Below are 14,266 nucleotides of genomic sequence, written 5' to 3'. Positions count from 1 at the left end.
CTTCACATTAGCGAGGGGATCAGGCGGCGGTAGTCATTCAGTGACGGATGGTGCTGATACTGTTTCTCGGCAATCCCGGAGTCAGGATTAGTCACACCGAGGCAGTAACGAATACCAAATTGTGCGGCAGCATCGAGAATCGCTTCGCTGTCATCAATAAACAGCGTTCTTTCAGCTTTCAGACCCGTAGCTTCGGCCACCGCATGCCATAACCGCTGATCCTCTTTCGGATAACCAAATGTGTGGGTGGAAAGTAATAAATCAAGGTGTGCGTCCAGACCGGTATGCTCAAGTTTTACCGCCAGGTTATGCGGATGAGCATTGGTGAGCAAAATTCGTTGCTTACCACTGGCTTTCAGTGCCTCAAGAAACGGAATGGTATCTTCACGCAGTACGGCACGCGGTCCCATCTCGGTGGTCATCGCACAGATATCCAGACCCAGTTGCTCACTCCAGTAATCAAGACAGTACCAGTTTAGCGTATGCTGCACGTCGTGATATTGCTGGCGCATATAGTCCATCGCTTCCTGTGGTGTGACCCCGTTTTTCGCCCCCCATGTTTCAGGCACCAGCTTTTGCCAGAAATAGTTATCGAAGGCGAGGTCGAGCAACGTGCCGTCCATATCCAGCAGAACGGTATCTACGTCCTGCCAGGCAATGTTGATATGCATGAGGGAAATCTCCAGAGTGAAGCAATTTGCGCGACAGGGTAGCATAACCTGCCGCGCAAACGTGTTATTCAATAAGGCTTTCTGAAGGCGTGATCAGTTGCGGATTCAGGCAGCTTTCATAATAGGCCTGAATCTCCATCATGCGAGTGCGATGACGCTGGTAACGACGCCATGCCTGTACGCCATTATAGATAGTGCTGCCCAGCATCGTCAGTAGCAGCAGTGTGGTGCTGAGATAGCGCCACAGGCCGGAACGATCCGGGATCGGATGAAGGCCTATATGCTGCGTACCATTGGCGTCGGTGAAGATTTTTGTGACGATGCCTTCGGCGTTAAACGGCGTATGCATTAACATTTGCGCCAGTTTCTGGAAAGCGTTCCACTGTTCTTGCGGCGGGTAGTCGTAAAGTGATGTTGAAGGCCAGGGTTGATCAACAAAATCGCTGCCTTCGTCGCTGACAATCAGGAATCCGCCGGGGGCCGGACTGTTAAGTGACTGTGCCGCTCGCGCTGTTTCATGCGTGATGAACGGTGCGGTGGAGGTCGCCACCAGGTTATCCAGCGATTCCGCACTCACTGGGCGTAATAACACATTCACGCCATCGAGTTTCCCGGCGTTAGCGCGTTTAACCAGCGCGTCCCAGTCTTTACTGTTGCCGAGATTGACCAGCGCATTTTTCAGTCGCACACAGTCATCTTTGGCAGAACAAAGATCCGCTGTCTTCAGTACGATATCGCCAAAATCATCAAGCAATACCATGCCGGACTTTTGAATCGCTGAGCGTAATGAGGCGCTGACGCGAGATTCATCTTCCGGCTTTGGATGTAACTGGCGGTTAACTGCTTCGGTCAATGCCGTCGCTTTGTTGACCAGTTCAGATTCCGGTAATGGTAATGAACGGGCGTCATTCCAGATGATCTGCGAGCAGTCAAACGGTAAAAAAGGTGAATTGGTTTTCGCGCTCCAGGTACCGGAAGTGCGAATATTACACATCCCCGTACCGCTAATACGCAATGTATCGCCAACCCGCACGCCAGCGTCAGCCAGTTGTTTCACGCTGGTGGCTTCAATGGTTTGCGCGCCTTTCATCCACGAGAGGGTGAATTTCAGCGGCATATCCAGCGGGATCCAGAATAACAGCATAAACAGCACCAGTAGCGAGCCCGCAGCGATAATCGTACTGCGCAGCCAGTGCTGTAACGGAAAGTTTTTTACTTCATCATGCAGCGAAAGATATCGCCCCTGACGCACTACGTGGCGGTCGAGATAGATATCGATATCGGTTTGTTGGCCGAGATCCTGAGCAATGTAGGGCTGCCAGTGTGCGGGATAGACCAGGTCGATAATACCGAGTGAAATATTGTTGATCTGTTCCTGATCGTTTTCGCCAAACAATCCCCAACGACGGGGTGTACCGCGCAGACAATGAATTTCCCGCAGGGAGGATTTTGCCGGGGGCGCGAATAGCCCCCACAGTCCTGCGCCCAGCAGCAGTAACGCGCCGCCTGCCAGCCACGGAACAAATACATCCGGGGTAATCAGGCAGAAAAAGAACATCAGGAAGGAGGCGACAATCAGCAACGCTTCGCGCAGCCCGCGCGGACGACTTAGCGCATACTCTTCGTGCGTTTCTTTGCGAATATTGAGTAGCTCGATTTGCTCACTCTCTTCCCCGCGAATAGACGCCTGTGTTGACGGAACAGGTTGCAAGGCATAGCCGCGAGTTTCCTGCATGTACTCCTGCAGCGTATGACCGTTGAGTGAAATAACCAGCGGCAGCGAATCGGTATGAATCAGTTCAACGGTATTCTCATCGTTGATGTACTGCTCCCAGAAAGGGGGCAGGTGGACTTCTACCGAATCGAGGTAGTAACGCCATTTATTCGGATCGTCGGTAGAGATGCCGTAACGCGTGATAGCGTGTGTCAGCATCATGACGTTGTTGCTTTCGGCATTCAGCGCCAGAGAGATCGGTGCCGCGCTGGCTCCCGTTGGGCCCGGCACCTGTAATACCTGCGTCAGGCTCTCAAGATAATTTTCAACGGCGCTACGTTCTTCAGGTGTGAGTTTGCGCGTTTGCGCGTCTGCGAAAGCGTTGGTCCAGGGCAGCTGACGCCGCCTGGATCGCACTTTTATCAGCCATCCCGCAAGTAGTGAGCAGGCCAGCAAAGCAGCTAAAAAAATCACAATGGTGCTCATGCTTTCCCCATCTTACTTAGTCTGTCAGGCGTGGTCAGTCGCACCGGACACAATACATGATTCTGCGGTTGGCTATCGGCAATCGTGGAGTTTAACTTGAGCATCATTAAGCACATCACAGTAACCGCTGATCATAGCAAACCCTCTGAAGGCGGAATATCAGCAAATTCCTGGAGTTATTTCAACCTATTGACTTTTAATTTGATTTGAGGATGATTATTTAATAAGTTACATAAATGTAAATAACATGCAATTCACATTGCCGAAAGCGTGTCCGATATCGCACAATAACCGCTGATTTCACAGCATAGATCCCACGATGAGCAAATCATTACAAAAACCCACCATTCTGAATGTTGAAACTGTAGCCCGTTCACGACTGTTTACCGTCGAAAGCGTGGATCTGGAGTTCAGCAATGGCGTGCGGCGTGTTTATGAACGAATGCGTCCAACCAACCGGGAAGCGGTGATGATTGTGCCGATTGTGGACGATCACCTGATCCTGATCCGCGAATACGCAGTGGGAACGGAATCCTACGAATTAGGTTTTTCGAAAGGATTAATTGATCCGGGTGAAAGCGTCTACGAAGCCGCTAACCGCGAGCTAAAAGAAGAAGTGGGATTTGGTGCGAACGATCTGACTTTTTTGAAGAAGCTCAGCATGGCGCCGTCTTACTTTTCCAGCAAAATGAATATCGTGGTAGCGCAAGATCTCTACCCGGAATCGCTGGAAGGCGATGAGCCAGAGCCGCTACCACAGGTGCGATGGCCGCTAGCGCATATGATGGATTTGCTGGAAGACCCTGACTTCAACGAAGCGCGTAATGTCAGCGCACTGTTCCTCGTGCGCGAGTGGTTGAAGGAGCAGGGGCGAGTGTAAATGCGTGAACTTTGCCTGATGCACAATGCTTATCAGGCCCGCGCGGCTCCTGCAATATATTGATTTTTCTCGATGTTGCCAGACGGATAACGTGTTCACGCCGTATCCGGTATAAATAAAGTGACACTTTGTCAGCAAACAGAAAAAGGCGCCGAAGCGCCTTTTTAATCAGAACAATTCCTGTGCCTCGCCATTATCGATAATGGTCGTTCCCACCTCGTGCACCGCCTGTTGTGTCGGCTGTGTACCTTCGATGAAATACTCTTCGCGGCTGTTGCCACCATTAGCTAACTGTCCGGTGCTGCGATCGATATTCACCGTCACAATACCCGGCGGCGGCGTCAGCGGCTGTTCCGGCACGCCTTCAAGAACGGCTTTCATATAAGCGTCCCATGCAGGCTGGGCACTCTTGGCACCGCCTTCGTAACCTGAGATCTGATCTTTAATCGCTCCGGAAGCCGTTGTATGACCGAGATTACGGCGGTGATCATCAAAGCCAATCCAAACCGAGGTCACAACGCCCGGACCGTAACCCGAGAACCACGCATCTTTCGAACTGTTAGTGGTACCCGTTTTTCCGCCGATATCATGCCGTTGTAAATCACGACCTGCTCGCCAGCCGGTACCCTGCCAGCCTGGCTCACCAAAAATATTGGTGTTCAGGGCGCTCTTAATCAGGAATGCCAGCGGAGTGTTGATGACGTGCGGTGCGTACTCCTGCGCGCCAGTCTTCGCGACTAACGCCTGATTCGCCTGCTCCAGCTGCGGCATTGGTACAGAAACATTCTGCTGCTCGCGGGAGATAGCGACATCTTCAACATCGTTATTTTCCAGCACGTTCGATTTCTGCGTATCACCGTAAATCACCGGAATATCGCATTCTGGGCAGGCTACTTTCGGTTTCGCTTCGAAAATCACGCCGCCCTGATCGTTTTCAATTTTGCTGATAAACCACGGGTCCACCAGGAAGCCGCCGTTCGCCATGACCGCGTAGCCGCGCGCCACCTGCATTGGGGTGAAGGACGCTGAACCCAGCGCCAGCGATTCGGTGTGGACGATGTTTTGCGCCGGGAAGCCGAAACGTTGCAGATATTCTGCGGCGTAGTCGACGCCCATCGCCCGCATTGCGCGTACCATCACCACGTTTTTCGACTGGCCCAGTCCCTGACGTAAGCGAATTGGACCGGCATACTGCGGTGGTGAGTTCTTCGGCTGCCAGTCAGAACCGGCACCTGCATCCCAGCGGGAAATTGGCACATCGTTCAACATACTTGCCAGCGTCAGACCTTTATCCATCGCCGCGGTGTAGAGGAACGGTTTGATGTTGGAACCTACCTGACGCAGTGCCTGGGTGGCGCGGTTAAACTTGCTCTGATTGAAATCAAAGCCACCGACCAGCGCCATAACGGCACCGTTTTGCGGATTGATCGACACCAGCGCCGAGTTCACTTCCGGCACTTGTGCCAGCCACCATGCATCGCCAACCTGACGAACCCAGATTTGCTGACCCGTTTGCAGAACATCGGTCACTTTACGCGGCGTCGGTCCCTGCTGAGTATCCGAACGGTAAGGACGCGCCCAGCGAACGCCTTCCATACTCAATGCGACGGTCGACCCGTCCGCCAGCATCGCCGTCGCTTCCTGAGGATTGGCGCTGGTGACTGCGGCAGGCAGCAGCGGACCATAGGTCGGCAGCGCCTTCAGCGTATCGGTAATCTTGTTGTTATCCCACGCCGATTCGCCCACTTTCCACAGCACATTTGCCGGGCCGCGATAGCCGTGGCGCATGTCGTAGTCCAGCACGTTATTACGTACTGCCTGCTGTGCGGCCTGCTGTACTTTGCGGGTGATGGTGGTGTAAATGCGATAACCGTCTTCATAGGCACTTTCGCCATAACGGTTATACATCTCCTGGCGCACCATTTCGCTCAGGTACGGCGCAGAGAAAGCAATCTCCGGCGCGTGATAGTTAGCGTTAATCGCCTCAGTGCGTGTCTGATCGAACTGTTGTTGGGTGATATACCCTTCATCCAGCATCCGCGACAGTACGACGTTACGCCGCGCGACGGCACGATCCATTGAGTAGAGCGGATTAAAGGTGGAAGGCGCTTTCGGCAGCCCGGCTATCACCGCCATTTCGTTCAGCGTCAGTTGGTCGACCGTTTTACCGAAATAGACTTGTGCCGCAGCACCGACACCATAGGCGCGGTAACCGAGGTAAATCTTGTTCAGATAAAGCTCGAGGATCTCGTCTTTCGTCAGCAACTGTTCAATGCGAATCGCGAGGAAGACTTCCTTAATCTTACGCATCAGCGTGCGTTCTGGACTGAGGAAGAAGTTTCTCGCCAGCTGCTGGGTAATGGTACTCGCCCCTTGTGACGCGTGGCCGGAGAACAGCGCCACACTTGCCGCACGGAAGATCCCCACCGGGTCAACGCCGTGATGCTCGTAGAAGCGGCTGTCTTCCGTCGCGATAAAGGCTTTCACCATCTCCGGCGGGATTTGATCCAACGTAACCGGGATACGACGTTTCTCACCGTATTGAGCAATCAGCTCGCCATCGGCGCTGTAAATCTGCATCGGAATTTGCAGGCGAACATCTTTTAATGTCGCCACATCCGGCAGTTGTGGCTCGATGTAGCGGTATAGGCCATAAATCGAGCCTGCTCCCAGCAGAATGCAACAGACTGCAAGGATCAAAAAATACTTTACGAACTTCACTGGAAATTTCCCATTTAGTTTCATTTGGGCAGTTTATAAACAAACGCGCGGTAGTATAAAGGCAAGCCAGACGCATTGATATACCCGTCAGAGTGACGGGTGATAAGGAGATCATCACAATGGCATTTAAGATCTGGCAAATTGGTTTGCATTTACAACAGCAAGAAGCGGTAGCGGTTGCGATTGTGCGGGGCGCAAAAGAATGCTTTTTGCAACGCTGGTGGCGGTTGCCACTGGAGAACGACATAATCAAAGATGGGCGGATTGTCGATGCACAGCGGCTGGCTAAAACGTTGTTACCGTGGAGTCGCGAACTGCCGCAGCGTCATCACATTATGTTGGCGTTTCCCGCCAGTCGCACATTACAGCGGTCATTTCCGCGCCCGTCGATGTCCCTTGGTGAGCGGGAGCAAACGGCCTGGCTGTCCGGGACGATGGCCCGCGAGCTGGATATGGATCCGGACTCCCTGCGCTTCGATTACAGCGAAGACTCACTCAGTCCCGCCTATAACGTGACTGCCGCGCAAAGCAAAGAGCTGGCAACGCTGCTTACTCTGGCAGAAAGGTTGCGTGTTCATGTTAGCGCGATCACCCCGGATGCCAGTGCATTACAGCGATTCCTGCCTTTTTTACCTTCTCATCAGCAATGTCTGGCCTGGCGTGATAACGAACAGTGGCTGTGGGCGACGCGCTATAGCTGGGGGCGCAAACTGGCGGTGGGGATGACTAGCGCGAAGGAGCTGGCGGCAGCGTTATGCGTTGATCCCGAAAGCGTCGCGCTATGTGGCGAAGGCGGATTTGACCCGTGGGAGGCGGTTTCTGTTCGTCAGCCGCCGCTACCGCCGCCAGGTGGAGACTTTGCCATCGCGCTGGGGCTGGCGCTAGGGAAGGCGTACTGATGAACCCGCCAATTAATTTTTTGCCCTGGCGACAGCAACGCCGGACCGCTTTTCTTCGTTTCTGGTTGCTGATGTTCGTTGCGCCTCTGCTGCTGACCGTCGGGATAACGCTAATATTGCGTCTGACAAGCAACGCCGAAGCTCGCGTAGATGCCGTTTTGCTTCAGGCGGAACAACAACTCGCCCACAGCTTACAAATAACGAAACCACGTTTGCTGGAGCTCCAACAAATTCGTGAGCAGCGTTTGCAAAGGCAGCGCCAGCGACAATTTACCCGTGACTGGCAATCTGCGCTGGAAGCACTGGCGGCGCTTTTACCCGAACACGCCTGGCTGACAACGATAAGCTGGCAGCAGGGAACGCTGGAGATCAAGGGGCTAACAACAAGCATTACCGCGTTAAACGCGCTGGAAACGTCACTCCGCCAGGATGCTTCTTTTCATCTCAATCAGCGGGGGGCCACGCAGCAGGATGCGCAGGGATGCTGGCAATTTGAGTATCTGTTAACAAGGAAGGTTAGCGATGGACATGCTCTTTGACTGGTGGTTCGCCACATCACCCCGCCTCCGCCAGCTTTGCTGGGCATTCTGGTTGATGATGTTAGTTACGCTCATTTTTCTGTCATCGACACACCAGGAAGAGAGCGACGCATTAATTCGACTACGGGCAAGTCATTACCAGCAGTGGGCCGCACTGTATCGCCTGGTAAACACCACTCCCTTCAGTGAGGAAAAAACGCAGCCCTTTTCGCCACTGGATTTTCAGTTATCCGGCGCGCAACTGGTTTACTGGCATCCATCCGCGCAGGGAGGTGAGTTGGCGTTGAAAACGCTGTGGGAAGCAGTGCCGTCGGCATTTACACGGCTGGCAGAGCGCAACGTCAGCGTGAGCCGTTTTTCGTTAAGCGTGGAAGGTGATGACCTTTTGTTCACGCTACAACTGGAGACGCCGCATGAGGGTTAAACGCTGGTTGTTGGCAGGTATTGCATTGTGCCTTTTAACCGGTATGCGTGACCCTTTTAAACCGCCGGAAGATCTATGCCGGATTAGCGAACTTAGCCAGTGGCGCTATCAGGGGATGGTAGGGCGAGGCGAGCGCATCATCGGTGTAATAAAAGATGGGCAAAAAAAATGGCGACGGGTGCAGCAAAACGATGTGCTGGAAAACGGCTGGACGATCTTACAGCTAACGCCAGACGCACTAACGCTGGGAACCGGGACAAACTGCGAACCGCCACAATGGTTGTGGCAACGGCAAGGAGATACAAATGAAGCAATGGATAGCCGCACTACTGTTGATGCTGATACCCGGCGTACAGGCGGCAAAGCCGCAAAAAGTGACGCTGATGGTGGATGACGTTCCGGTAGCTCAGGTGTTGCAGGCGCTGGCTGAACAGGAGAAGTTGAACCTGGTGGTGTCGCCAGACGTCAGCGGTACGGTGTCGTTACATCTAACAGATGTTCCCTGGAAGCAAGCACTACAAACTGTAGTGAAAAGCGCCGGACTGATAACGCGTCAGGAGGGCAACATTCTCTCGGTGCATTCCGTTGCCTGGCAGAATGACAATATCGCCCGTCAGGAGGCGGAGCAGGCGCGGGCGCAGGCAAATCTGCCGCTGGAAAATCGCAGTATAACCCTGCAATACGCCGACGCGGGAGAACTGGCGAAAGCGGGGGAGAAGCTACTGAGTGCCAAAGGGAGTATGACCGTCGATAAACGCACCAATCGCCTTTTGCTGCGAGATAACAAAGCGGCGTTAAGCGCGCTTGAACAGTGGGTAGCGCAAATGGATCTGCCGGTCGGGCAGGTTGAGCTGTCGGCGCATATTGTCACCATTAATGAAAAAAGTTTGCGTGAGTTAGGCGTGAAATGGACGTTGGCTGATGCGCAACAAGCTGGTGGCGTTGGGCAAGTCACCACGCTTGGCAGCGACCTCTCCGTAGCGACGGCGACAACGCATGTCGGTTTTAACATTGGACGCATCAACGGACGTTTACTGGATCTTGAGCTTTCCGCGCTCGAACAAAAACAGCAGCTGGATATTATCGCCAGTCCGCGTCTGCTGGCCTCACATCTTCAGCCTGCCAGCATTAAACAGGGGAGCGAAATTCCATATCAGGTTTCCAGCGGGGAAAGTGGCGCGACGTCGGTGGAATTTAAAGAGGCCGTCCTGGGGATGGAAGTTACGCCCACGGTGTTACAAAAAGGTCGCATCCGGCTGAAATTACACATCAGCCAGAACGTTCCGGGGCAGGTGCTACAGCAGGCCGATGGCGAAGTGCTGGCGATTGATAAGCAGGAGATCGAAACGCAGGTCGAGGTCAAAAGCGGAGAAACGTTGGCGCTGGGTGGCATTTTTACCCGTAAAAATAAATCGGGTCAGGATAGCGTACCGTTGCTTGGCGACATTCCCTGGTTCGGGCAATTATTTCGTCATGACGGAAAAGAAGATGAACGACGCGAGTTAGTGGTGTTTATCACGCCACGACTGGTTTCCAGTGAGTAAACAGCCGTAAAAGCGGTAATGTTTTTACGCTGAACGTGTTTCATCTATTTGACGCGCGCAGGTATTTAGCATACAAGGAGTACCGATTTGAGAGTTGGTGCTCTTCGCTGCCTGCGTTCCATGATGATGATTTATCATTCAGGCGGCATTTTGCTGTCTTTTTTACGCTAATCTTACCCGGTGATTTATCGCCAGAGCGGTGGTAGCAAGGCAGCGCGCTTGCAGCGACCAGATATGCAGAGGGATGGGTGATTTATTCAGTTGCCAAACCCGCTGGAGTATTGAGATAATTTTCAGTCTGACTCTCGCAATATCTTATGAGGTTTCAGTTCATGTCCTGCGGCGCTCTCTGAGCGAAGCGGGTTTATCATTAACGAATAGTCTTAGTAGTACCGAAAAAATGGCAGAGAAACGCAATATCTTTCTGGTTGGGCCTATGGGTGCCGGAAAAAGCACTATTGGGCGCCAGTTAGCTCAACAACTCAATATGGAATTTTACGATTCCGATCAAGAGATTGAGAAACGAACCGGAGCTGATGTGGGCTGGGTTTTCGATTTAGAAGGCGAAGAAGGCTTCCGCGATCGCGAAGAAAAGGTCATCAATGAGTTGACCGAGAAACAGGGTATTGTGCTGGCTACTGGCGGCGGCTCTGTGAAATCCCGCGAAACGCGTAACCGTCTTTCCGCTCGTGGCGTTGTCGTTTATCTTGAAACGACCATCGAAAAGCAACTTGCACGCACGCAGCGTGATAAAAAACGCCCGTTGCTGCACGTTGAAACACCGCCGCGTGAAGTTCTGGAAGCGTTGGCCAATGAACGCAATCCGCTGTATGAAGAGATTGCCGACGTGACCATTCGTACTGATGATCAAAGCGCTAAAGTGGTCGCAAACCAGATTATTCACATGCTGGAAAGCAACTAATTCTGGCTTTATATACACTCGTCTGCGGGTACAGTAATTAAGGTGGATGTCGCGTTATGGAGAGGATTGTCGTTACTCTCGGGGAACGTAGTTACCCAATTACCATCGCATCTGGTTTGTTTAATGAACCAGCTTCATTCTTACCGCTGAAATCGGGCGAGCAGGTTATGTTGGTCACCAACGAAACCCTGGCTCCTCTGTATCTCGATAAGGTCCGCGGCGTACTTGAACAGGCGGGTGTTAACGTCGATAGCGTTATCCTCCCTGACGGCGAGCAGTATAAAAGCCTGGCTGTACTCGATACCGTTTTTACGGCGTTGTTACAAAAGCCGCATGGTCGCGATACTACGCTGGTGGCGCTTGGCGGCGGCGTAGTGGGCGATCTGACCGGCTTCGCGGCGGCGAGTTATCAGCGTGGTGTACGTTTCATTCAAGTCCCGACGACGTTACTGTCGCAGGTCGATTCCTCCGTTGGCGGCAAAACCGCGGTCAACCATCCCCTCGGTAAAAACATGATTGGCGCGTTCTACCAGCCGGCTTCAGTGGTGGTGGATCTCGACTGTCTGAAAACGCTTCCCCCGCGTGAGTTAGCGTCGGGGCTGGCAGAAGTCATCAAATACGGCATTATTCTTGACGGTGCGTTTTTTAACTGGCTGGAAGAGAATCTGGATGCGTTGTTGCGTCTGGACGGTCCGGCAATGGCGTACTGTATTCGCCGTTGTTGTGAACTGAAGGCAGAAGTTGTCGCCGCCGACGAGCGCGAAACCGGGTTACGTGCTTTACTGAATCTGGGACACACCTTTGGTCATGCCATTGAAGCTGAAATGGGGTATGGCAATTGGTTACATGGTGAAGCGGTTGCTGCGGGTATGGTGATGGCGGCGCGGACGTCGGAACGTCTCGGGCAGTTCAGTTCTGCCGAAACGCAGCGTATTATAACCCTGCTCACGCGGGCTGGGTTACCGGTCAATGGGCCGCGCGAAATGTCCGCGCAGGCGTATTTACCGCATATGCTGCGTGACAAGAAAGTCCTTGCGGGAGAGATGCGCTTAATTCTTCCGTTGGCAATTGGTAAGAGTGAAGTTCGCAGCGGCGTTTCGCACGAGCTTGTTCTTAACGCCATTGCCGATTGTCAATCAGCGTAACAACAAGAAAGGTCAGGCCGCTTATCAAGCGGTCTATTAGCTTCAGGTTAATTGCAACGTGGTAAGCATTAACCTTTTAGTGGGGTGTTAAATGGATGAATTCAAACCAGAAGACGAGCTGAAACCCGATCCCAGCGATCGTCGTACTGGTCGTTCTCGTCAATCTTCTGAACGTTCTGAGCGTACTGAACGTGGCGAACCGCAGATCAATTTTGATGATATTGAACTTGATGACACTGACGATCGCCGTCCGACTCGTGCGCAAAAAGAGCGCAATGAGGAACCGGAAATCGAAGAAGAAATTGACGAATCCGAAGATGAAACCGTGGATGAAGAGCGCGTAGAGCGTCGTCCGCGTAAGCGCAAAAAAGCAGCCAGTAAACCCGCTTCTCGCCAGTATATGATGATGGGCGTCGGCATTCTGGTTCTCCTGCTGTTGATCATCGGTATCGGTTCTGCGCTAAAAGCCCCCTCGACCCCTTCCAGCGATCAAACCGCGTCTGGCGAGAAGAGTATTGATCTTGCTGGCAATGCGACCGATCAGGCGAATGGCGTGCAGCCAGCGCCGGGAACCACGTCTGCGGAAAATACTCAGCAGGATGTTTCTCTGCCGCCGATCTCTTCTACGCCGACTCAAGGGCAAACCCCGGCGGCAACGGATGGTCAACAACGTGTTGAAGTGCAGGGTGACCTGAACAATGCGCTGACCCAGCCACAAAATCAGCAACAGTTGAATAATGTGGCGGTCAATTCCACGTTGCCGACTGAACCCGCGACGGTCGCGCCTGTTCGCAATGGCAATGCATCGCGTGACACGGCGAAAACGCAAACCGCTGAACGTCCGGCCACTACGCGTCCAGCTCGCCAGCAGGCGGTGATTGAACCGAAAAAACCGCAAGCAACCGTGAAAACGGAACCGAAGCCGGTAGCACAGACGCCGAAGCGTACTGAACCAGCTGCTCCTGTGGCGAGCACGAAGGCACCGGCTGCGACCTCTACGCCAGCACCAAAAGAGACCGCAACTACGGCTCCAGTACAGACGGCATCCCCGGCGCAAACCACGGCAACACCAGCCGCTGGAGGGAAGACCGCAGGTAATGTTGGTTCGTTGAAATCGGCACCGTCCAGCCATTACACTCTGCAGCTGAGCAGTTCCTCTAACTACGACAACCTGAACGGTTGGGCGAAGAAAGAGAATCTGAAAAACTACGTTGTCTATGAAACGACGCGTAATGGTCAGCCGTGGTATGTCCTGGTTTCTGGCGTGTACGCTTCGAAAGAAGAGGCGAAAAAAGCGGTATCTACATTGCCAGCAGATGTCCAGGCCAAAAACCCGTGGGCGAAACCGCTGCGTCAGGTACAGGCCGATCTGAAGTAATCAAGGTTATCTCCCGCAATGGTTTATCATCGCGGGAGTTGCCTGAAGCGCTGGATGCTGTCGGAGCTTTCTCCACAGCCGGAGAAGGTGTAATTAGTTAGTCAGCATGAAGAAAAATCGCGCTTTTTTGAAGTGGGCAGGGGGCAAGTATCCCCTGCTTGATGATATTAAACGGCATTTGCCCAAGGGCGAATGTCTGGTTGAGCCTTTTGTAGGTGCCGGGTCGGTGTTTCTCAACACCGACTTTTCTCGTTATATCCTTGCCGATATCAATAGCGACCTGATCAGTCTCTATAACATTGTGAAGATGCGTACTGATGAGTACGTACAGGCCGCACGCGAGCTGTTTGTTCCCGAAACAAATTGCGCCGAGGTTTACTATCAGTTCCGCGAAGAGTTCAACAAAAGCCAGGATCCGTTCCGTCGGGCGGTACTGTTTTTATATTTGAACCGCTACGGTTACAACGGCCTGTGTCGTTACAATCTGCGCGGTGAGTTTAACGTGCCGTTTGGCCGCTACAAAAAACCCTATTTCCCGGAAGCAGAGTTGTATCACTTCGCTGAAAAAGCGCAGAATGCCTTTTTCTATTGTGAGTCTTACGCCGATAGCATGGCGCGCGCAGATGATGCATCCGTCGTCTATTGCGATCCGCCTTATGCGCCGCTGTCTGCGACCGCCAACTTTACGGCGTATCACACAAACAGTTTTACGCTTGAACAACAAGCGCATCTGGCGGAGATCGCCGAAGGTCTGGTTGAGCGCCATATTCCAGTGCTGATCTCCAATCACGATACGATGTTAACGCGTGAGTGGTATCAGCGCGCAAAATTGCATGTCGTCAAAGTTCGACGCAGTATAAGCAGCAACGGCGGCACACGTAAAAAGGTGGACGAACTGCTGGCTTTGTACAAACCAGGAGTCGTTTCACCCGCGAAAAAATAA

The 14,266-nt window shown here is 52.9% G+C and carries 13 protein-coding genes; 10 read left to right on the top strand and 3 right to left on the bottom strand.

What is annotated here, in order from left to right; all coding sequences use genetic code 11:
* Positions 1-2 precede the first annotated feature (2 nt).
* Both yrfG and igaA read right to left on the bottom strand, forming a co-directional pair.
* Entirely contained in the window at positions 3-671 is a 669-nt protein-coding gene (yrfG, locus tag FQZ95_RS08170) for a GMP/IMP nucleotidase (RefSeq protein ID WP_001353628.1), read from the bottom strand.
* Between the two features lie 64 nt (positions 672-735).
* Positions 736-2,871 (bottom strand): intracellular growth attenuator protein IgaA, encoded by a 2,136-nt coding sequence (gene igaA, locus FQZ95_RS08165; protein WP_160530067.1) that lies wholly within the window; start codon positions 2,869-2,871, stop codon positions 736-738.
* A 319-nt stretch (positions 2,872-3,190) separates the two neighbouring features.
* On the opposite strand from igaA, the gene nudE reads away from it, so the two are divergent.
* Positions 3,191-3,751, top strand: coding sequence for an ADP compounds hydrolase NudE (gene nudE, locus FQZ95_RS08160; RefSeq protein WP_000045742.1), 561 nt, complete (start codon positions 3,191-3,193; stop codon positions 3,749-3,751).
* Positions 3,752-3,919: 168 nt separating this feature from the next.
* Here nudE and mrcA read toward each other — a convergent pair whose 3' ends face one another.
* A complete protein-coding gene (gene mrcA / locus FQZ95_RS08155) occupies positions 3,920-6,472 on the bottom strand; it encodes a peptidoglycan glycosyltransferase/peptidoglycan DD-transpeptidase MrcA (protein ID WP_001562196.1) in 2,553 nt (850 codons plus the stop codon).
* A gap of 119 nt (positions 6,473-6,591) precedes the next feature.
* Between mrcA and hofM the strand changes: the two genes are divergently transcribed.
* From hofM to dam, 9 genes are all read left to right on the top strand, one after another.
* Positions 6,592-7,371 carry a DNA utilization protein HofM gene (gene hofM, locus FQZ95_RS08150; protein WP_160530066.1) on the top strand — a complete coding sequence of 260 codons (780 nt, stop codon included), beginning with the start codon at positions 6,592-6,594 and terminating at the stop codon, positions 7,369-7,371.
* Entirely contained in the window at positions 7,371-7,910 is a 540-nt protein-coding gene (locus tag FQZ95_RS08145; RefSeq protein WP_160530065.1) for a PilN domain-containing protein, read from the top strand. Before hofM ends, FQZ95_RS08145 begins: the two co-directional genes overlap by 1 nt.
* Positions 7,894-8,334: a DNA utilization protein HofO gene (hofO, locus tag FQZ95_RS08140; RefSeq protein WP_000367369.1), complete on the top strand. Its 441-nt coding sequence runs from the start codon at positions 7,894-7,896 to the stop codon at positions 8,332-8,334. Before FQZ95_RS08145 ends, hofO begins: the two co-directional genes overlap by 17 nt.
* The gene (gene hofP / locus FQZ95_RS08135) at positions 8,324-8,728 is read left to right on the top strand and encodes a DNA utilization protein HofP (RefSeq protein WP_001264139.1); all 405 of its coding nucleotides are present in this window, start codon (positions 8,324-8,326) and stop codon (positions 8,726-8,728) included. The genes hofO and hofP overlap by 11 nt, the downstream gene beginning before the upstream one ends.
* Positions 8,640-9,878, top strand: coding sequence for a DNA uptake porin HofQ (hofQ, locus tag FQZ95_RS08130; RefSeq protein WP_000815999.1), 1,239 nt, complete (start codon positions 8,640-8,642; stop codon positions 9,876-9,878). Before hofP ends, hofQ begins: the two co-directional genes overlap by 89 nt.
* A 400-nt stretch (positions 9,879-10,278) precedes the next feature.
* On the top strand, positions 10,279-10,800 hold the full coding sequence (gene aroK / locus FQZ95_RS08125; protein ID WP_000818618.1) for a shikimate kinase AroK: 522 nt from the start codon (positions 10,279-10,281) through the stop codon (positions 10,798-10,800).
* 56 nt (positions 10,801-10,856) lie between these two features.
* Positions 10,857-11,945 (top strand): 3-dehydroquinate synthase, encoded by a 1,089-nt coding sequence (gene aroB, locus FQZ95_RS08120; RefSeq protein ID WP_000439850.1) that lies wholly within the window; start codon positions 10,857-10,859, stop codon positions 11,943-11,945.
* Between the two features lie 91 nt (positions 11,946-12,036).
* The gene (damX, locus tag FQZ95_RS08115; RefSeq protein ID WP_105271507.1) at positions 12,037-13,323 is read left to right on the top strand and encodes a cell division protein DamX; all 1,287 of its coding nucleotides are present in this window, start codon (positions 12,037-12,039) and stop codon (positions 13,321-13,323) included.
* A 106-nt stretch (positions 13,324-13,429) separates the two neighbouring features.
* Complete coding sequence (dam, locus tag FQZ95_RS08110) at positions 13,430-14,266, top strand: adenine-specific DNA-methyltransferase (RefSeq protein WP_000742143.1); 837 nt, start codon at positions 13,430-13,432, stop codon at positions 14,264-14,266.

This window comes from Escherichia sp. HH41S, from assembly GCF_009820115.1.
Classification (GTDB): domain Bacteria; phylum Pseudomonadota; class Gammaproteobacteria; order Enterobacterales; family Enterobacteriaceae; genus Escherichia; species Escherichia coli_F.
Note: the sequence above shows the minus strand (reverse complement) of the source record. Positions and strands in the feature narration are given on the sequence as shown.

What these genes read in the sequence shown, in the direction of transcription:
- yrfG (WP_001353628.1), bottom strand. Translation starts at nt 671, where the DNA reads ATGCATATCAACATTGCCTGGCAGGACGTAGATACCGTTCTGCTGGAT.
- nudE (WP_000045742.1), top strand. Translation starts at nt 3,191, where the DNA reads ATGAGCAAATCATTACAAAAACCCACCATTCTGAATGTTGAAACTGTA.
- aroB (WP_000439850.1), top strand. Translation starts at nt 10,857, where the DNA reads ATGGAGAGGATTGTCGTTACTCTCGGGGAACGTAGTTACCCAATTACC.
- hofQ (WP_000815999.1), top strand. Translation starts at nt 8,640, where the DNA reads ATGAAGCAATGGATAGCCGCACTACTGTTGATGCTGATACCCGGCGTA.
- hofM (WP_160530066.1), top strand. Translation starts at nt 6,592, where the DNA reads ATGGCATTTAAGATCTGGCAAATTGGTTTGCATTTACAACAGCAAGAA.
- hofP (WP_001264139.1), top strand. Translation starts at nt 8,324, where the DNA reads ATGAGGGTTAAACGCTGGTTGTTGGCAGGTATTGCATTGTGCCTTTTA.
- igaA (WP_160530067.1), bottom strand. Translation starts at nt 2,871, where the DNA reads ATGAGCACCATTGTGATTTTTTTAGCTGCTTTGCTGGCCTGCTCACTA.
- FQZ95_RS08145 (WP_160530065.1), top strand. Translation starts at nt 7,371, where the DNA reads ATGAACCCGCCAATTAATTTTTTGCCCTGGCGACAGCAACGCCGGACC.
- dam (WP_000742143.1), top strand. Translation starts at nt 13,430, where the DNA reads ATGAAGAAAAATCGCGCTTTTTTGAAGTGGGCAGGGGGCAAGTATCCC.
- hofO (WP_000367369.1), top strand. Translation starts at nt 7,894, where the DNA reads ATGGACATGCTCTTTGACTGGTGGTTCGCCACATCACCCCGCCTCCGC.
- aroK (WP_000818618.1), top strand. Translation starts at nt 10,279, where the DNA reads ATGGCAGAGAAACGCAATATCTTTCTGGTTGGGCCTATGGGTGCCGGA.
- damX (WP_105271507.1), top strand. Translation starts at nt 12,037, where the DNA reads ATGGATGAATTCAAACCAGAAGACGAGCTGAAACCCGATCCCAGCGAT.